This is a genomic window from Thioclava sp. NS-SX20, assembly GCF_057380695.1.
This window is the reverse complement of the sequence record NZ_CM170816.1, coordinates 1,485,668-1,504,143: the sequence shown is the minus strand read 5'-3', so window position 1 is coordinate 1,504,143 and position 18,476 is coordinate 1,485,668. Positions and strand designations below refer to the sequence as shown.

Below are 18,476 nucleotides of genomic sequence, written 5' to 3'. Positions count from 1 at the left end.
GGCGCTGCGCTAAGCTCGCCCCGAACAGGATACAAGAACGGAATCGGGCAGAATGCGGAGATCGGCGCAGCCGTGTCATGGGCGCTTGGCGCTTTTCTGGGTCATGGCGCTTTGGGCGTTTCTGGCGGGGTGCGGGCTGGCGCAGGCGCAAGACAGCCGGCTTTCGGCGCTGGCGCAGCTTGATCCGGCGCGCAGTGGCATCACCGGCGATGCAACGCAGACGGATCTGCGCTTGGGGCTGTCGCAGCCTGTCGCGTGGCGGGCGTTCTTGCTGGATAATCCGCCGCGTCTGGTGGTGGATTTCCGCGAGGTCGATTTTTCCGCACAGGATCCGGCGGTGATGCTGGGCAAGGGGGGCAAAAGCGGCGCGGTGCAGGTGCTGCGCTGGGGGCCGTTCCGCCCCGGCTGGTCGCGTCTGGTGGCCGAGCTGTCCGGCCCGATGAAAATCGCGGCCGCGCAGCTGCGGACCGGCGAGGCGCCGGAACTGGATATTTCGCTGACTCCGGTCAGCAAAGACAAATTCGAAACAACGCAGGGCGACCCGAATTCGGCCTTGTGGGATTTGCCGCAGCCGGCGCCGGTTCCGGCTCCGATCCTGCGCCAAGATGGCTCGCGCCCGCTGCGGGTGGTGCTTGATCCCGGTCATGGGGGCATTGATCCCGGTGCGGAGGCGGAGGGCACTTCGGAGGCGGTGCTGGTGCTGACCTTCGCGCGCGAGCTGAAAGAGGCCCTGACCCGCGCGGGGATCGATGTGGTGATGACGCGCAACGAGAATGTGTTTGTGCCGCTTGAGACCCGTCTGACGATTGCGCGCAAATCCGAGGCGGATCTGTTCATCTCGCTGCATGCCGACGCGCTGGCCAGCGGGAAAGCCACCGGAACGGCGATCTATATGCTTGACGAGAAAGCCACCGACGACGCGTCGCAAAAACTGGCCGAGCGCCATGATCGCGCCGATATTCTGGCCGGTGTCGATCTGGACGGGCATGGCGATGATGTCGCACGGGTGCTGATGGATCTGGCGCGCACCGAGACGCGCCCGCGCACCGTGCGTTTTACGCAGGTTCTGGTGGGAGCACTGAAATCGGCGGGGGTGACGCTTTACAAACATCCCGTGCAGGGGGCGGATTTCTCGGTGCTGAAATCCGCCGATTTCCCTTCGGTGCTGATCGAGCTGGGCTTTCTGGACTCGGAACGGGATCGCAAGCATCTGCTGGATGACAGCTGGCGCAAAACCACGGCCGCCGCGATCACGCAGGCTGTGCAATCCTGGGCGCAATCGGATGCGGCAGAGGCAAGACTTTTGCGCCAGTAGCCCTATAAATGACGCTGAATGCTGTAGAAACGCCGCTCACATAGCCGAGATGTGAGCGCGATCTTGCCGCGAAGGCGTATAACTTGTTTTGACCCCGCAGGCCGTGGCGGCTATAGGCGGGCAGAATTGCGGTTTTCCGCGATAAACGGGCATCCCCCGGTAAGGAGCGAACCTTGATCCGATTTATCCTGTCCTTCTTCGGCAGCATCTTTTCGTGGATTGTTACGGCGGTGTTCTTCGCCGCGCTGACGGTCGGGGCGATCTTCTGGATGTATTCCCGTGACCTGCCTAGCCATGATCAGCTTTCGCAATACCAGCCCAAGACGATTTCGCGCATCTATAATGGCGACGGGCGCCTGATCGACGAATTCGCCACCGAGCGCCGTCTGTTCGTGCCGATCGACGAAATTCCGCCGATCGTGCAGGATGCCTTTGTATCCGCAGAGGACAAGAATTTCTGGCACCATGCGGGCTATGATCCGGTCGGGATCGCGCAGGCCGTGTTCGAGGCGGTGCGCACCGGCGGCCATGACGTGCGCGGGGCCTCGACCATCACCCAGCAGGTGATGAAAAACTTCCTGCTGTCTTCGGACCGGTCGGTCGAGCGGAAGATCAAGGAGCTTATTCTGGCCTCGCGGGTCGAACATGCGCTGCCCAAGAAACGTATTCTGGAGCTCTATCTCAACGAGATCTTCCTCGGCCAGAATTCCTATGGTGTGGCGGCGGCGTCGCTGACCTATTTCAACAAGCCGCTGTCGGAACTGAAGCCCTATGAGGCCGCGACACTGGCCTCGATGCCGAAAGCCCCGTCGAATTACCATCCGGTGCGCGATATGCAGCGGTTGAAGGACCGCCGCAACTATGTGCTGCATGAGATGTGGCAGAACGGCTATATCTCCGAGGCAACCTATCGCGAAGAGCGTGAATTGCCGGTGAAATCGGTGCAGAACGGGGATTACGCGCCGTTCCGCGACCAGATGCCGCCGCGCGACTATTTCACCGACGAGATCCGCCGCCAGCTTTCGCGCAGCTTCGGTCAGGACGAGTTCTTCTCGGGGGGGCTGACCGTGCGCGCAACCGTCGATCCCGAGATGCAGGCACAGGCCGGACGCGCCCTTCAGCATGCGTTGGAAGATTATGACCGCAGCCGGGGTGTCTGGCGGGGCACGGGGGTGACCATTCCGGCGGACAAGCTGAAAAACGAGGCCGATTGGCGCGCGGCACTGGCCGATGTGCGCAGCGATAAGGTGCCGCGCGATGTCGAGGGCTGGATGCCTGCCGTCGTGCTGTCTGTCGGCAAGGAAGATGCCCGCATCGGCATCGAGGGGATCAAGGAAGAAGGCAATGGCAACTGGATCCCCGCCAAGGATGTGCAATGGGCCCGCAAGCTGAACGAGAACGGCAAGCTGGGTCCGAAGGCGCGTGTGGCGTCGGATCTGGTGAGTGTGGGCGATGTGGTGATGGTGCGCGCCATGACCTCGGACAGCGATGGCAGTTTCATCCGCTGGACGCTGCGGCAGGTGCCGCAGGTGGAAGGGGCCTTCATGGCGATGGACGTGCATACGGGCCGTGTGATCGCGATGCAGGGCGGCTTCTCCTATCAGTCGACCGTATTCAACCGCGCCACGCAGGCGATGCGCCAGCCGGGCTCGAACTTCAAACCCTTCGTCTATGCGGCGGCGCTGGATTCGGGCTTTTCGCCCGAGACGGTGGTGGTGGACGCCCCGATCGAGGTGAATACCCCGCAAGGCCTGTGGCGTCCGAAGAACGCCTCGAACAAATATTACGGCCCGACCCCGATGCGGACCGGTCTGGAACAGTCGCGTAACCTCATGACCGTGCGGATCGCGCAGGAAATCGGCATGGATACCATTGCCAATTATGCCGAGCGTATGGGCGTCTATAACCCGATGAAGAAGTTCCTTGCCAACGCGCTCGGGGCGCAGGAAACCACGATGTTCAATCTGGTCTCGGCCTATGCGATGTTCGCGAATGGCGGCAAGCGGGTGGAACCGACGCTGGTGGACCGTGTGCAGGACCGCTACGGCCGCACGATCTACCGCCACGACCAGCGCGTCTGTGACGATTGCAGCGCCCAGACCCTGCCTGCGGGCGAGGGGCCGCGGATCGAGTCGAATTCCGAGCAGGTGGTCGATCCGATCACCGCCTATCAGATGATCTCGCTCATGAAGGGCGTGGTCCAGCGTGGTTCGGGCCGCGGGGTGAATATCAGCGTGCCCGTCGCGGGTAAAACCGGCACGACCAATGATGCAAAAGACGTGTGGTTCACGGGCTTTACCTCGAATATCGTCGCGTCGTGCTATATCGGCTATGACAATCCCAAAGGGCTGGGGGCGCATGCTTTCGGCGGGACGCTCTGTGTGCCGGTGTTCAACGAATTCATGAAGGAAGCGGTCAAGAAATATGGCGGCTCCGAATTCACCGTGCCGCCGGGCGGGCATTGGCAGAACTTCAACCGCTTCACCGGCGAGATGCTGCCGCCGGGGGCGTCGGGCGATTATGTGCAGGCCGAATATCTGCGCGAAGGCCAGAGCATTGCCGGTATGGGGCTGGTGGTTGATGGCGGCTTCGGCATGGGCTCCAACCTGCCGCTCTTTGCGCCCGGGGAAAGCGATGAGGGCGGGACATCTGTCACCACCTCCTCCGGCAAGACCGCGATCCTCCCCAAACAGCGCGCGAATTTCGGCACAATCAGTGCCGGCGGGCTATACTAACATCGCAGGCCACGGATTTTCGGCCCCTTCGACAACTTGTCGAGGGGGCCTTAAATCTGTATGACCGGCCAGAACAGGAAAAGGACAGGTTTCGACATGCGCGCCGAGACGCAGAACATCGTTGAACAGATCAAGAAATCGCTCGACCTTCTGGGGCAGCGGATGGACCTTGAAACGGCTCCGCACCGGATCGAGGAATTCAACGCCATGATCGAGGACCCGACGCTGTGGGACGATCAGGCCCGCGCGCAGAAGCTGATGCGCGACCGTCAGGCGTTGTTGGACAAATACGAGACCTATCAGCGCATCAAGCAGGAGCTTGAGGACAATATCGAGCTGATCGAGCTGGGCGAGATGGAAGGCGATTCCGATGTCATCTCGGAGGCCGAGGCCGCGTTGAAGGCCCTCAAGGAAGAGGCCGCCGCCAAGGAGCTGGAAGCGCTTCTGAATGGCGAGGCCGATGGCAATGATACCTATCTCGAAGTCCATTCGGGCGCGGGGGGGACGGAAAGCTGCGACTGGGCGTCGATCCTTGCGCGGATGTATGTCCGTTGGGCCGAGAAGAAGGGCTATGAGGTCGAACTTGAATCCGAGACCGCAGGCGAAGAGGCGGGCATCAAATCCGCGACCTACAAGATTTCCGGCCCCAATGCCTATGGCTGGCTGAAATCGGAATCCGGTGTGCACCGTCTGGTGCGGATTTCGCCCTATGACTCGGCGGCGCGTCGGCATACCTCTTTCAGCTCGGTCTGGGTCTATCCGGTGGTCGATGACAATATCGAAATCGAGATCAACCCGTCGGATATCCGCATCGATACCTACCGGTCTTCGGGCGCGGGGGGCCAGCACGTGAACACCACCGACTCTGCGGTGCGGATCACTCACTTGCCGACCAATATCGTTGTGACCTCCTCGATGAAGTCGCAGCACCAGAACCGTGAAATCGCGATGAATGCGCTGAAATCGCGTCTCTACCAGTTGGAGCTCGATAAGCGTAACGCCGCGATCAACGAGGCGCATGAGAATAAGGGCGAGGCGGGCTGGGGCAACCAGATCCGGTCCTACGTGCTGCAGCCCTACCAGATGGTGAAGGATCTGCGCACCGGACACGAGACCTCGGACAGTCAGGGCGTTCTGGATGGCGATCTTGACGGGTTCATGGCCGCGACGCTGGCAATGGGCGTCGAGGGCAAATCCCGCGCTGACGCGCAGGCGGCGGATTAAGACCGGCTTTGTTCAAGCACCGAATCTTAGGTGCCTAATCACGCGGAACAGGGAGGGCGAAGGCTCTCCCTTTCTCATTTTGGTGAACCGGATCTCAAGAAAACTGATCGAATTGCGTAAATTTATGCTGCAGGACAGCATCGTGAACAAACTGGTAATTGATTTTTGAACGATGATCGGGAAGATTATGAACAAGAGATGACTGCCTACAGGGCCCTTTAACGGGAAATTAGGAGGCCTTCATGAAACCTAGAATTTACATCACCGGTGCTGCGGGTGCGGGTTCGACATCGCTTGGTCAGAAGATCGCGCAGACGCTTCAGGTTCCCTATATCGATACGGATGACTGCTATTGGGCCGAAACCGAGGTGCCCTTTACCTGTAAACGCGAGATTGGCGAGCGCTGCGCGCTGATCGAAAAGGCGCAAGGCAAAGGCGGCCCCGAAGGCGGATGGGTTTTGGCCGGAGCCGCCGATGGCTGGGGCGACGCTATTTTACGGCAGGCCGATCTGGTCATTTTCCTGCGCGCGCCTACGCCTTTGCGACTGACCCGTCTGCGCAAGCGCGAGGTTCTGCGCTATGGCACGCGGGTGGCACCGGGCGGCGATATGGAGCAGATCTACCGCACCTTCCTGAACTGGGCGGCCAGCTACGACGACCCCTATTTCTGCGGACGTTCACTGAACCGCCACCGCGACTGGCTGGAAAGCCAGCCGGTGCCGGTGCTGGAGCTGTCCGGTGCGCGTCCGATTGCCGAACTGGAACATGACGCGCTGGCCGAGCTGGAGCATCTGGTCGCGGCCTGAGTGACGGATTGTCTTTTGGGCGGAACTCCTTTCCCCTCAGCGCGTAGGGCAGGAAAGGAGCCGTATCATGGACTTCAACGGAAAAACCATCTGGCTGGTGGGGGCAAGCTCCGGCATTGGCGAGGCGCTGGCGTTTGAACTGGCACAGCGCGGCGCGCGGCTTGTGCTGTCGGCGCGCTCCGAAGCGCCCCTGCAGGCGCTGCAGCAACGGCTCGGGCCGCACCATGCGGTTCTGCCCGTGGATCTGGCGGATAAGGCCGGCGTCGATGCGGCATGTCAGGCGATCTTACCTCTGGTCGGGCAGGGGCCTCTGGACGGGATGATTACCACCGCCGCGCTTTACGATCCGGGGCTAGTGCGCGAGATCGATTGGGACAAGGCCGAGCAGCTGATGCGCGTCAATCTTCTGGGGACGCTGGCCTTTGCGCAGGCCGCCCCCGCGCTGTTACGCAAAGGCGGTCAGCTGGCGATTTTCGGTTCGGTTGCAGGCTATTTCGGGTTGCCCAAGGGGCAGTTCTATTCGGCCTCGAAAGCGGCTGTGATCAATCTGGTCGAGAGCCTGCGGGTGGAGTATGCGCCCGATATCGATGTGCGGCTGATCTCGCCCGGTTTCGTCAACACCCGCCTGACGCAGAAAAACCAGTTCGACATGCCCTTCATCATGGAACCCGAGGCCGCGGCAAAGGCGGTCGCGGATGGTCTTGCAGGCCATCGCTTCGAGATCCATTTCCCCAAGCGCCTCACGCTCGGGTTGAAGCTTTTGCAGCTTTTGCCCTATGCGTTGTCGCTGCGGCTGACAAAACGTCTTCTGTAAACGCAAAAGGGGCAGCGCGATGGCTGCCCCTTGCAGAATGCAGGACTGCGGTGATCAGTCTTCGCTGCTAACCGGCGGAGCCAGTTTCGGCGTGACGTCGCCCGATTGCAGCGGGTCTTCCTGACGCTGCACAGACCCTTCGAAATGGGCACCGGATTCAATCGCGATGGTTTTGTGGATGATGTCGCCTTCGACCTTTGCGGTCGAGGTCAGGCGCACTTTCAGGCCACGCACGCGACCGATCACACGGCCATTGACCACGATATCATCTGCAACGATTTCGCCGCGGATGGTGGCGGTTTCGCCAACGGTCAGCAGATGCGCGCGGATGTCGCCTTCAACAACGCCCTCAACCTGCACATCACCCGTGGTGCGGATGTTGCCGGTGATGGTCAGGTCGGAAGACAGCACCGAAGCACCGGGCTTGGCGCGGGGCGCACCACCGGGAGGCGGCGCGAAATCGCTTTTGCGCGGCGGCAGGCCTGCATCGGCCTTGCTTGCTTCGGGTTCGCCGGATTTGGTGCCGGGCTCGTGGATTTTGCTTTTAGAAAACATTCTTTGCAGCCTTGATGAAGGTCATCGGATCAACGGGTTTACCGCCTAACCGGATTTCATAGTGCAGATGCGGTCCGGTTGACCGTCCGGTATTTCCTGTATCACCGATCAAATCGCCTTGCGAGACCTTTTGCCCTTTCTGCACGCGGATTTTGGACAAATGGCCATAAACGGTCGAAACACCGAATTCATGCTGGATTTTGATCACCTGACCATAGCCATGTTCCCATTCGGCGGCGGTGATCACACCATCGGCAGGGGCATAGACATGGTTGCCGATGGGCAGCGCCATATCGACACCGGCATGCAGACGGCCCCAGCGGTAACCGAAGGGCGAGGAATAGCGGAACTGCGATTTCAGCGGCAGCTGGAAGGGCAGCTTGTCGGCGGCGATGCGATACATGTTGATCTCATCGAGCTTTTGCAGGATCGACGCCGCGCGCTTGTCATCCTCGGTCAGGGAGGCGGGGCTTTTGGAGGACATCGACACGCTGCCCAAAGGGCCGCCCGTACCGGAATAGCCTTTGCGGATCTCGCTCAGGATCTTGTCGGTGTTCAGCCCTGCCTGTTTGAACATCTTGTCGAACGGCGCCATCGAGATGGTCACCGCATCTTCAAGCGTGGCGAAAATCTGGTCATTGCGTTGTTCAAGCTGGCGTTTCTGGAGCGCAAGCTGTTCGGTTTCCTGCCGTGCGTCCTGCGCGTCCTGCGTCGCGCTATCGCGTTCGGTCGCGATTTCGCCCAGAGCGTTGGACAGCATCTGCACGGTTTCCGACATATCGACATTGCGCGCAGCGGGGCTGCCTTTGCCATCCTTGCCCTGCTGCAATCCGGCCAGCTGGGTCTTGGCAGCGTCACGTTCGTTCATCACGCGGCGCAGGGTCTGCTGCACCACCTTCAGGCCGGTTTCCAGCTCGCGGCGATGTTCTTCGGATTGCAGAAGCGCCGATTGCATCTGCGAGACCTGACCAAGCGCGGTCTGGAACCGCTCCTGCGCCGCCAGCGCCTCGGAGGCGCGGCTGTCGCGTTCACGCGCAAGGCTATCAAGGCGGTGTTCGAAGGCCTTTTGCGAAATGGCCGCCTGCTGCGCCGAGGAGCCTTCGGAAATATTGTCGATAAACAGAAGCGAGCTTGCCACGATGGACCAGCCAAACAGCACCGCCCCGACAGCCAGCACCGAAGCCTGCGTCAAAGGGCGCAGGCGCACAAAGCGGGTCGAGTCATCCGATTTCATAAAGAGGCGCTGCTCGGGGAGCCAGCGCTCCAGGGCAGAGTTGGTACGATCCAGTAGACGTCGGGGCAAAGGCTTGGGTCCTGCTCTTCCTGAGGGCCACATCGCAAGGGCGAGGCTGTGGCCGAATTGTCACCTGTGCGACATGAAGTGGTTGATAGATCTTGCGCGAGGCACGAAACCGATTAGCAATCACGCGGCCCATCTGACAACCTGATTCCTTGCCTGCGCGCAGGACATCGGCCACACTTCGCATCACATCAGCGAAATCCTGCCGAGATTTTGCGTTAATTCGTTAACGTTTTAGCCCAACTCTTCGGCTTTTTGCAGGACTTCTGCGGCATGGCCGGTGACTTTCACCTTTGGCCACTGCGCGGCAATCCGGCCTTCGCGGTCAATCAGGAACGTGCTGCGTGTGATGCCCATATAGGTCTTGCCATACATCGATTTCTCGGCCCAGACGCCGTAGGTTTCACAAAGATCGCCCTCGGCATCGGACAGGAGGATGACGTTCAGGTCATGCTTGGCGCAGAAATTCTCGTGTTTTTTCAGGCTGTCCTTGGAGATCCCCAGCACCACCGTATCGGCTGCGGCAAAGGCGTCCGACAGGCGCGTGAATTCCAGCGCCTCGGTGGTGCAACCGGGCGTGTTGTCCTTGGGGTAGAAATACAGGACAACCTTCTTCCCCTTCAGCGCCGAGAGTGTCAGCAGGGCCTCGTCGCCGCCGTTTTGCGTGCGAGGCAGGGTGAAATCGGGCGCTAAATCGCCGATGGTTGCCATTTTTCTTTCCTTTTGCTTGTCTCTAAGCCTATTCACAGCCTAGATGAATTCTGCACGAACTCTATCTGTCCCGAAAATGCTGACAAGACATAGGCGGGATTTTTTGTGCCCTTTCCGGTTTTCAGAGCGGGCGGGCATGTTTTTGGGTGTGCCTGCGGGCCTTTCGGGGCGCGCAAGAGAACTTGGGGCCGGCTCGGCAGAGCCATTGCGTGAGAATTGGGCTATGGGCGCAAACGGGACGGCAGCGTGACAGACGACACGACCGATTTTTCCAAGCCGGAAGACGAGACAGAGCCGAAGCGTGCCCCAACGCAGCCTGTCGGCCGCCCTCCCATGCAGGAGCCGCCCGCAAGATCGCGCTCTGTTTATAAGATTTTGCTTGTTTTTCTGGCGGTGCTGACCGTGCCTGTCGTCAGCCTTGTGGCGGTGCTGGCTTGGGCCGCCGTGACCCATCATCCGATGCGGGTGCCGATGGCGATCACCACCAAGGTGGAGGCGCGTGTCAATCAGGCGCTTGGCGGCACGTTACAGGCGCGGTTCTCGGGCGGGGCGGATCTGGTGATTGCCAGCGGCCTGCGCCCGCAGGTGCGGCTGAATTCGGTGCAGCTTCTGGCGCCGTCCGGACGCCCGATTGCGGTTCTGCCGCAGGTGCAGGCCGCCGTTCTGCCGATGCCGCTTCTACAACGCCGGATTGCCCTGTCGAGCATCGAGCTGAAGGGGGCCGCCGTTGCGATGCGCCGCCTTTCCGACGGGTCGCTGGATATCAATTTCGGCGGTCAGGGCGAGATGCAGCATCTGGCCATCGACAGTCTTTCGGATGTGACCGATGCCGTCGAAGCGGCCTTTGCCACCCCTGTGTTGCAAGATCTCAGCGAGATCCGCGCCGACACGATCGATATCCGCCTTGATGACGAACGGCTCGGGCGGGTCTGGCGGGTGTCGAAAGGGCAGTTCCGCCTGACGCAGGAGGCCGACCGTATCTCGGCCAGCCTGTCGCTGAATGTGGGCGAGCAGAACGATATGCCGGCCCAGCTTGCCTTGGGCGTGACCACTTACAAGAATTCGCCGCGGGCGCAGTTCGGGGCGGCGGTCACGGGGGTGCCTGCCCGTGATCTGGCCGTGCAATCGCCCGCGCTTGCAGGGCTTTCGGTGCTGGACGCGCCGATCTCGGGGTCGTTGCAGACCGCGATTGATGATCAGGGCGTCGTGTCGGGGATGGTGGCCAAGCTGAATATCGGGGCAGGGGCGTTGAGCCCTGTCGAAGGGTCGCGCCCGATTCCGTTTGAAAGCGCGGCGCTGGAATTGAGCTACAACCAGAAACAACAGCGGATCGAGATGAGCCGCCTCGAGGTGCATAGCACCGCCGCCGCCTTCAAGGCGACCGGCTCGGTGATGCTGCGTGATTTTGCCAATGGCCTGCCGCGCCAGCTTGTCACCCAAGTGGCGCTGAACGATCTGCAGCTTGATCCGGAAGGGGTGCTGGAACAGCCTGCCCATTTCTCCGACGGGATGGTCGATCTGCGCATCGGGCTTGATCCGTTCCGTGTGGATATCGGTCAGGCGCAACTGATGGAGGACCAGACACGGCTTTCGGCCAAAGGCTCTCTGGCGGCCAGTTCCAAAGGCTGGCAGGTGTCGCTTGATAGCGGGATCAGCCGGATTTCCTCGAAAGGGTTGCTGGCGCTCTGGCCGCCGAAGCTTGTCGAGCATACGCGCAAATGGGCTGACGAGAATATTGCCGATGGCACGCTTTACAATGTGCGTGCGGCCATCCGCATTGCCCCCAATCATGACCCGCGCATAGATCTGGGGTATGAATTCAGCGGTGCCGATGTGCGCGCGGTCAAGACGCTGCCCAATATCGAGGACGGGCGCGGTTTTGCCACGCTGGATGGCACAACCTATGCGATGATGGTGGAAGAAGGGCAGGTCACGGCCCCCGATGGCGGGGCAATCGAGGTGGCCGATTCCACGCTGAAAGTTCCCAATATCAAGCTTAAGCCTGCGCCGATGCAGGTCGATCTGGTGACCCGTTCGCAGATTCCGGCGGCACTTTCCCTGCTGGACGAGCCGCCCTTTAGCTTTATGAGCAAGGCCGGCAAGGGGACGGATATCGCCAAGGGCTGGGCCGTCGCGCGGACGCATCTTGAATTTCCGTTACAGCCGCATCTGAAACCGACGGATTTCAAATATGATGTCTCGGCCACGCTGACCGATGTCTATAGCGACCAGATCGTTCCGGGGAAGGTGCTGCGTTCGCGGCAGATGCGACTGCTGGCCGATCCGGAAAAAGGGCTGCGCATCGGCGGGCGGGGCCTGTTTCAGGACCAGAAATTCGATGCGTGGTGGATCAAGAAATTCACCCCCGAAGAGGCCCAGCATTCCCAGGTGCAGGGCTATCTGAATATCACCCCCGAAGGGCTGACCAAGCTGGGCGTGGCGCTGCCCGACAATATTCTGTCCGGCGAGGGCTGGGCCGCGCTGGATCTGGATATGGTGACGGGAGAGCCGGTCAGATATGTGATCCGCAGCGATATGAAGGGGATCGGCCTGTCGATCCCGCAGATCAGCTGGCGCAAGGGGCAGGCCTCTTCGGGCAAGCTGTCGATTGCGGGCGAGTTGAGCCAGCCCGTGAAGGTCGACCGGATCTCGCTGGATGTGCCGGGGTTGAAGGCGGAAGGCTCGGTCGCGTTGCGGGCCGATGGCGAGGGGCTGGAGCGCGCAAGCTTCGACCGTCTGTCGATTGGCGGCTGGTTCAACGGCGCCGCCGATCTGATTGGCAAAGGGCGCAACCGCCCGCCGGGCGTGGCCATTCGTGGCGGGCGCCTGACGCTGTCGGACCTTCCGTCGGGAACCAAGGGCGCGGGCAGCGGTAGCACGGGCAGCGGTAGCACGGGGGGCGGCGCGTCGGCCTCGACCCCGTTATCGGTGCGGCTGGACCGGCTGCTGGTGACGGACGGGATCGAGCTGACCGACCTTGTGGGCCAGTTCAACACCCGTGCGGGCTTCAACGGCACCTTTGACGCCCGCCTCAATGGCGGGGCGGTGGTCAGCGGTGCGGTGGGGCCTTCGGCCTCCGGGCGGCCTGCGGTGCGGGTGGAAACCCGCGATGCGGGCGGTGTGCTGGCCTCGGCCAAGCTGTTTGACAATGCGCGCGGCGGGCAGATGGTTCTGAACCTGTCGCCTATGGGGGATCGCAGCTATGTGGGGCAGCTTCGGGCCAGTAATCTGAAAATCACCAATGCGCCTATTCTGGCCTCGATGCTGTCGGCGGCCTCTATCGTGGGGCTGCTGGAGCAACTGACCGGCGACGGCATTGTGTTCAATAACGCCTCGGCCGATTTCAAACTGACGCCGCAGGGCGTATCCGTGACCGAAGGCCGTGCCACAGGCGCGTCGATGGGGATCACGCTGAATGGCAATTATCACATCGGATCGGGGGCATTTGATATGGAGGGGGTGATCTCTCCGCTTTACATCGTCAACGGGATAGGCCAGATCCTGAGCCGACGCGGCGAGGGCCTGTTTGGCTTCACCTATACCCTGCGGGGGTCGAAGACCGCGCCCAAAGTGTCGATCAACCCGCTTTCCATCTTCACGCCGGGGATGTTCCGCAACCTGTTCCGGACCGATCCGCCCGCGCTGAGCACAGAATAAGACGATGATGCAACTTTCGGATTTCGACTTTGACCTGCCCGAAGGGCTGATTGCCACAAGGCCCGCCCGCCCGCGCGATGCGGCGAAACTTCTGCTGGCGCAAGGCGGGGGCATTACGGATCTGCATGTGCGCGATCTGGTGGATGTGTTCCGCAAGGGCGACCGGTTGGTGCTGAACAACACCAAGGTGATCCCCGCGCGGCTGTCGGGCACGCGCACCCGCCAAGCGGCGCAGGGCGAGGTGACGGCCAATGTCGAGGTGACGCTTCTGGAGCCGCGCGCCGATGGCTGCTGGACGGCGCTGGCCAAGCCCCTGCGCAAGGTCAAAGAGGGCGAGGTGATCCGCTTTTCCGCCGATCTGTCGGCAGAGGTGGCAGAGATTGCCGAGGGCCAGCTGGCGATCCGCTTCAACCTGACGGGCGAGGATTTCGACGCGGCGCTGGCAGAGGCGGGGGCAATGCCGCTGCCGCCCTATATCGCGGCTTTGCGCAAACCCGATGCGCAGGATAAATCCGACTATCAGACCGTGTTCGCCCGCCATTCCGGCGCGGTGGCGGCCCCCACCGCCAGCCTGCATTTCACCCGCGAGCTTCTGGAGGCGATCCATGCCAAAGGGGTGGAGTTCACCGAAGTCACCCTGCATGTCGGGGCGGGGACGTTCCTGCCGGTGAAGGTCGATGATGTCACCACCCATAAGATGCACAGCGAATGGGGCGAGATCACGCCCGAAGCCGCGGCCGAGATTGCCGCCACCAAAGCCGCAGGCGGGCGCGTCATTCCGGTGGGCACCACGGCGCTGCGGCTGATTGAATCGGCGGCGCGCGGGACAGGGGCGATTGCGCCGTTCCGTGGCACCACCGATATCTTCATCTATCCGGGCTTCGAATTTGCCGTTACCGATGCGCTGATGACCAATTTCCACCTGCCGAAATCGACGCTGATGATGCTGGTTTCGGCGCTGATGGGCCCCGAGCGTATCCGCGAGATCTATGCCCATGCGGTGGCGCAGGAGTACCGGTTCTTCTCGTATGGCGACAGTTCCCTATTGATCCCGTAAGCTTGCTGATAATCCCTGCTTGAAAAGCTTAAAACGAAACTGGACACTGGCCCCTACGGGGACTAGCTCAGCGCGGGGCGCTGAGAGAGATTCTCGCCGCGGATGTCGGTTTTGGCACATTCAGATAGTATTCGATTAGGGGGCTTTGATGTTCGCCGCGATAAAGGATAGCTGGGCGCTGCTTTTGGGCGTGATGTTGCTGATGGTCGGCAACGGGATGCAGGGGACGCTTTTGGGGATCCGGGGCCAGCTCGAGGGCATCGGCACCTACGAGATGTCCTTTGTCATGACAGGCTATTTCGCAGGCTTCCTGATCGGGTCGCGCTCGATCCCCGGGCTGATCGGTCGCGTGGGCCATGTGCGGGTCTTTGCCGCACTCGGGTCGCTGATTTCGGCCGTGCTGATCGCCTATGCCGCCGCTCCCAACTGGATCGCATGGTCCCTCATGCGGGTGCTGATCGGGTTTTGCTTTTGTGGCGTGTATATCTCGGCGGAGAGCTGGCTGAATTCCAGCGTCGAGAAGGAAAACCGTGGCCAGCTTCTGGCGGCCTATATGGTCGTGCAATCGATCGGTATCGTCAGCGCGCAGCTGATGCTGAATGTCGGCGATCCGGCAGGCTATTTCCTCTTTGTCATCCCCTCGATCCTCGTGTCGCTGGCCTTCACCCCGATTTTGCTCTCTGCCGTGCATGCGCCGGATTTCTCCTCTGGCAAACGCATGAGCTTCCGTAGGCTGTGGACGGTTTCGCCCTTCGGTTGCGTGGGAATTTTCCTGATGGGGGGCGTGTTTTCCGCGCTCTTCGGGATGGTGTCTGTCTGGGGGACGCAGGCGGGGCTGAACGTCAAGCAGATCTCGCTTTTTGTCTCGGCGATCTATGTCGGCGGGCTGATCGCGCAATTCCCGCTGGGCTACCTGTCCGACCGTGTGGACCGGCGGATGATGGTCACCGTGTTGACGGTGATCGCGACCCTTTCCATGCTCTATCTCTTTTTTGCCACGCCGCCTTTCTGGGTGCTGCTGCCGATGGCGGCGGTTCTGGGCGGGATTTCCAACCCCGTCTATTCGATCCTTGTGGCTTATACCAATGACTTCCTCGACCGCTCTGAGATGCCTGCCGCATCGGCGGGGCTGATGTTTCTTTACGGGATCGGCTCGGTTGCAGGACCGGTGGTCACGGGTTGGATGATGGAAACGCTTGGTCCGCAGGCCTTCTTCCTGTTCATCGGTGTGCTCTATGCCCTGCTGGCGGGCTACGGGATCTACCGGATGACACAACGTCCGGCACCGGCATCCGAAGATACGGGCACCTTCGCGGTGCTGTCTCCGGCCGTGACCGCCTATGCGGTGAACTACGCGCTTGATGCCGTGACCGAGGACCCCGACGCGGAAGCGCGCGCCGAGCAGGAAGCCCATGACAACCTGCGCGCCGCAGAGGCCGCTTCGGGGGTCGCGTTGCCGCTGCCCGTCGACCCCGAGGACGAGACCGCTCCGATGCCCGAAGATTCGGCGGACCCGGCCTATGGCACCAAGCCGGAAGAGCCGTGATCGGCGTAAAACCTCTGAAATTGCCGCCCCGAAGGTCGAATCTTCGTGATTTTGTCTTTGGGGCTTGCGTCGTGAAGCAAACGTGACAGGCTCGGGCCAAAGGCACTGTCTGGGGACGCGGGTCATGGAACAGGTTGCGAATGTTATCGGCTTCTGGTGCGAGATTATGGGGCCGGATCGCTGGTTTGGCGCGGATGTCGCGCTGGATGAGGAAATGCAGCGCCGCTTCGCGCAGCTCTGGCGCAAGGCGCGGGTGGGGACTTTGGACGAATGGCGGGATACACCGCAAAGCGCGCTGGCGCTGATTGTGCTGCTGGACCAGATGCCACGCCATATGTTCCGCGGTACGGTGGATGCCTGGGTGGCGGATGCACAGGCGCTGGAAGTGGCGCGCCATGCGGTGGTTCAGGGATATGATCTCGAGATGACTGGTGCCTTGCGCCAGTTTTTTTATTTTCCCTTCATCCATGCCGAAGATCCCGATGCGCAAAGCTACGGGGTGGCCTTGTTCGAGACGCGGATGCCGGAAGGTGCGGTGCTGGATGCGCGTTTGCGTCAGGCGGTCATTGCGCAATTCGGGCGCTTCCCGTGGCGCAACGAGATCGTCGGTCGCCGTTCCACAGAAGCCGAGGCGCGTTTTTTGTGGAATGGCGGGCTGGATCTACTGCGCCGGTCCGAGGAAATCACCGACCGGCCCTTGCAGGAAGCGATTTTGCTTGGCGAGCGCCTCTGAGATTGATCCCTCGGCAGAACTAGTTTAATACCAAACTAGTTTTCAGATGGAGGAATCCGCATGGCCGCCAAAAGCTTCGACATGATCGTGATCGGTGCAGGCCCGGGGGGGTATGTTGCTGCGATCCGCGGGGCACAGCTCGGGCTGAAAGTCGCCGTCGTCGAGCGTGAGCATCTCGGGGGCATCTGCCTCAACTGGGGCTGTATCCCGACCAAGGCGCTGCTGCGCTCTGCCGAAGTGTTCCACCTGATGGAGCGCGCGGCTGATTTCGGGCTGAGCGCCGAGAAGATCGGGTACGATCTCGACAAGGTGGTCGCGCGCTCGCGCGGTGTGGCCAAGCAGCTTTCGGGCGGCATCGGACACCTGCTCAAGAAGAACAAGGTCACCGTCTTCATGGGCGAGGCGACCTTGCCGAAAAAAGGCACCGTCTCGGTGAAAACCGACAAGGGTGTCGAAGAGCTGACCTCGAAAAATATCGTGCTGGCCACTGGCGCACGGGCGCGTAACCTGCCGGGGCTTGAGGCCGATGGCAAGCGCGTCTGGTCCTATAAGCACGCGCTGAACCCGCCGCATCAGCCGAAGAAACTGCTGGTGATCGGCTCGGGTGCGATCGGGATCGAATTCGCCTCCTTCTTCAATACGCTGGGCGCCGAGACCACTGTGGTCGAGGTGATGGAGCGCGTGCTGCCGGTCGAAGACGAGGAAATCTCGAAATTCGCCAAGAAGCAGTTCGAGAAGCTGGGCATGAAGATCCGCGAGAAGACCAATGTCAAATCGCTGGACCGCAAGGCCGATAAGGTTATCGCAACGCTGGAGAAAGACGGCAAGACCGAGACGCTTGAGGTCGATACCGTGATCTCCGCTGTGGGCATTGTGGGCAATGTCGAAAACCTCGGGCTGGAAGCTTTGGGCGTGAAGATCGACCGCACCCATGTGGTGGTGGATGAATTCTGCCGCACGGGTGTGGACGGCCTCTATGCGATTGGCGATATCGCGGGCGCACCGTGGCTGGCGCATAAGGCAAGCCATGAAGGCGTCATGGTGGCCGAGCTGATCGCGGGCAAACATGCGCATCCGATCAAGGAAGGCACCATCGCGGGTTGTACCTATTGCACGCCGCAGGTGGCAAGCGTGGGCATGACCGAGGCCAAGGCGAAGGCTGCGGGCCATGAGGTCAAGGTCGGCCGCTTCCCCTTCATCGGCAACGGCAAGGCGATTGCGCTTGGCGAGCCGGAGGGCATGGTGAAAACAGTGTTCGACGCGAAGACGGGCGAGCTTCTGGGCGCGCATATGGTGGGCGCGGAAGTGACCGAGATGATCCAGGGCTTCGTGATCGGGCGCACGCTTGAGACCACCGAAGAAGACCTGATGCATACCGTCTTCCCGCATCCGACCATCTCGGAATCGATGCATGAGGCGGTGCTTGATGCCTATGGCATCGCGATCCACTTCTGAGTTCCCGAGCCTTGATCCGACACGCCCGCCTTTTCAGGCGGGCGTTGCATTTCAGGGCGCGGTCGGCGGGCGATATGCGGGCCTGCTGCGGGTGTCAGACCTCGATCTCGCCGCCTGCGGCCTGCCAGTAGCGGAGGCTGATCATGTTGAAGACCTCCTGATAGCCCATCTGCTGCAACATCTTGGCGGCGTTTTCCGAGCGCGAGCCGGACACGCAATACAGCGCCACAGGCGGGCAGCTAGCAAGTTGCGGCAGACACTCGGCGCTATCGGGATGGGCCTTTTTCAGCAGCGATCCGACAGGGATATGCAGGGCTCCCTTGGCGCGACCGGTCTGACGCACCTCGCCATCCTCGCGCACATCAATCAGAACCAGCGTTCCGGCGCGGACCCGCTCTATTGCGTCGCGGGCCTCGATTTTGGGGATAGCGCTGCCGCGGCGACGCAGAAAACCGAACATGTCATGCTCCTTGGGTGAGGCCCGCACGCGTTCCGGTGGGGCACAGTGATGCCAGTGATGCCGCCAAGGCGCTGGGCCTTGCAAGGGGCAGGATCAGGCATAGGCGGA

At 61.5% G+C, this 18,476-nt stretch carries 14 protein-coding genes; 10 read left to right on the top strand and 4 right to left on the bottom strand.

The window, feature by feature from the left end; all coding sequences use genetic code 11:
* Positions 1–52: 52 nt before the first annotated feature.
* The 5 genes from AC2ISB_RS07385 (at position 53) to AC2ISB_RS07365 (ending at position 6,894) form a co-directional block, all read left to right on the top strand.
* Positions 53–1,315, top strand: a complete 1,263-nt coding sequence (locus tag AC2ISB_RS07385; protein ID WP_406720954.1) for an N-acetylmuramoyl-L-alanine amidase — start codon at positions 53–55, stop codon at positions 1,313–1,315.
* Positions 1,316–1,488: 173 nt separating this feature from the next.
* Positions 1,489–4,050 (top strand): penicillin-binding protein 1A, encoded by a 2,562-nt coding sequence (locus AC2ISB_RS07380; RefSeq protein WP_339107605.1) that lies wholly within the window; start codon positions 1,489–1,491, stop codon positions 4,048–4,050.
* A 96-nt stretch (positions 4,051–4,146) separates the two neighbouring features.
* Positions 4,147–5,274 (top strand): peptide chain release factor 2, encoded by a 1,128-nt coding sequence (gene prfB / locus AC2ISB_RS07375; RefSeq protein ID WP_339107603.1) that lies wholly within the window; start codon positions 4,147–4,149, stop codon positions 5,272–5,274.
* Between the two features lie 242 nt (positions 5,275–5,516).
* The gene (locus AC2ISB_RS07370; protein ID WP_339107602.1) at positions 5,517–6,080 is read left to right on the top strand and encodes a P-loop NTPase family protein; all 564 of its coding nucleotides are present in this window, start codon (positions 5,517–5,519) and stop codon (positions 6,078–6,080) included.
* A 67-nt stretch (positions 6,081–6,147) separates the two neighbouring features.
* Positions 6,148–6,894: an SDR family NAD(P)-dependent oxidoreductase gene (locus tag AC2ISB_RS07365; RefSeq protein ID WP_339107600.1), complete on the top strand. Its 747-nt coding sequence runs from the start codon at positions 6,148–6,150 to the stop codon at positions 6,892–6,894.
* A gap of 54 nt (positions 6,895–6,948) precedes the next feature.
* Here AC2ISB_RS07365 and AC2ISB_RS07360 read toward each other — a convergent pair whose 3' ends face one another.
* From AC2ISB_RS07360 to AC2ISB_RS07350, 3 genes are all read right to left on the bottom strand, one after another.
* Entirely contained in the window at positions 6,949–7,449 is a 501-nt protein-coding gene (locus tag AC2ISB_RS07360) for a bactofilin family protein (RefSeq protein WP_339107598.1), read from the bottom strand.
* A complete protein-coding gene (locus tag AC2ISB_RS07355; RefSeq protein WP_406720952.1) occupies positions 7,439–8,752 on the bottom strand; it encodes a DUF5930 domain-containing protein in 1,314 nt (437 codons plus the stop codon). The genes AC2ISB_RS07360 and AC2ISB_RS07355 overlap by 11 nt, the downstream gene beginning before the upstream one ends.
* A gap of 231 nt (positions 8,753–8,983) precedes the next feature.
* The gene (locus AC2ISB_RS07350) at positions 8,984–9,460 is read right to left on the bottom strand and encodes a peroxiredoxin (RefSeq protein WP_339107596.1); all 477 of its coding nucleotides are present in this window, start codon (positions 9,458–9,460) and stop codon (positions 8,984–8,986) included.
* 246 nt (positions 9,461–9,706) lie between these two features.
* Here AC2ISB_RS07350 and AC2ISB_RS07345 point away from each other — a divergent pair, with 246 nt between their 5' ends.
* From AC2ISB_RS07345 to lpdA, 5 genes are all read left to right on the top strand, one after another.
* Positions 9,707–13,117, top strand: coding sequence for an AsmA-like C-terminal region-containing protein (locus AC2ISB_RS07345; RefSeq protein WP_486574610.1), 3,411 nt, complete (start codon positions 9,707–9,709; stop codon positions 13,115–13,117).
* 7 nt (positions 13,118–13,124) lie between these two features.
* Positions 13,125–14,174: a tRNA preQ1(34) S-adenosylmethionine ribosyltransferase-isomerase QueA gene (gene queA, locus AC2ISB_RS07340; protein WP_339109516.1), complete on the top strand. Its 1,050-nt coding sequence runs from the start codon at positions 13,125–13,127 to the stop codon at positions 14,172–14,174.
* Between the two features lie 148 nt (positions 14,175–14,322).
* Positions 14,323–15,720 carry an MFS transporter gene (locus AC2ISB_RS07335; protein ID WP_339107594.1) on the top strand — a complete coding sequence of 466 codons (1,398 nt, stop codon included), beginning with the start codon at positions 14,323–14,325 and terminating at the stop codon, positions 15,718–15,720.
* Positions 15,721–15,844: 124 nt separating this feature from the next.
* On the top strand, positions 15,845–16,453 hold the full coding sequence (locus AC2ISB_RS07330) for a DUF924 family protein (RefSeq protein WP_339107593.1): 609 nt from the start codon (positions 15,845–15,847) through the stop codon (positions 16,451–16,453).
* A gap of 60 nt (positions 16,454–16,513) precedes the next feature.
* Positions 16,514–17,908 (top strand): dihydrolipoyl dehydrogenase, encoded by a 1,395-nt coding sequence (gene lpdA / locus AC2ISB_RS07325; RefSeq protein WP_486574609.1) that lies wholly within the window; start codon positions 16,514–16,516, stop codon positions 17,906–17,908.
* 94 nt (positions 17,909–18,002) lie between these two features.
* Here lpdA and AC2ISB_RS07320 read toward each other — a convergent pair whose 3' ends face one another.
* Positions 18,003–18,368, bottom strand: a complete 366-nt coding sequence (locus tag AC2ISB_RS07320) for a rhodanese-like domain-containing protein (protein ID WP_486574608.1) — start codon at positions 18,366–18,368, stop codon at positions 18,003–18,005.
* Positions 18,369–18,476: the final 108 nt, after the last annotated feature.

Excerpts from the sequence above, each read along its gene's own strand:
- prfB (WP_339107603.1), top strand. The coding sequence starts at position 4,147 with ATGCGCGCCGAGACGCAGAACATCGTTGAACAGATCAAGAAATCGCTC.
- AC2ISB_RS07370 (WP_339107602.1), top strand. The coding sequence starts at position 5,517 with ATGAAACCTAGAATTTACATCACCGGTGCTGCGGGTGCGGGTTCGACA.
- AC2ISB_RS07320 (WP_486574608.1), bottom strand. The coding sequence starts at position 18,368 with ATGTTCGGTTTTCTGCGTCGCCGCGGCAGCGCTATCCCCAAAATCGAG.
- AC2ISB_RS07360 (WP_339107598.1), bottom strand. The coding sequence starts at position 7,449 with ATGTTTTCTAAAAGCAAAATCCACGAGCCCGGCACCAAATCCGGCGAA.
- AC2ISB_RS07350 (WP_339107596.1), bottom strand. The coding sequence starts at position 9,460 with ATGGCAACCATCGGCGATTTAGCGCCCGATTTCACCCTGCCTCGCACG.
- AC2ISB_RS07385 (WP_406720954.1), top strand. The coding sequence starts at position 53 with ATGCGGAGATCGGCGCAGCCGTGTCATGGGCGCTTGGCGCTTTTCTGG.
- AC2ISB_RS07365 (WP_339107600.1), top strand. The coding sequence starts at position 6,148 with ATGGACTTCAACGGAAAAACCATCTGGCTGGTGGGGGCAAGCTCCGGC.
- queA (WP_339109516.1), top strand. The coding sequence starts at position 13,125 with ATGCAACTTTCGGATTTCGACTTTGACCTGCCCGAAGGGCTGATTGCC.
- AC2ISB_RS07335 (WP_339107594.1), top strand. The coding sequence starts at position 14,323 with ATGTTCGCCGCGATAAAGGATAGCTGGGCGCTGCTTTTGGGCGTGATG.
- AC2ISB_RS07330 (WP_339107593.1), top strand. The coding sequence starts at position 15,845 with ATGGAACAGGTTGCGAATGTTATCGGCTTCTGGTGCGAGATTATGGGG.
- lpdA (WP_486574609.1), top strand. The coding sequence starts at position 16,514 with ATGGCCGCCAAAAGCTTCGACATGATCGTGATCGGTGCAGGCCCGGGG.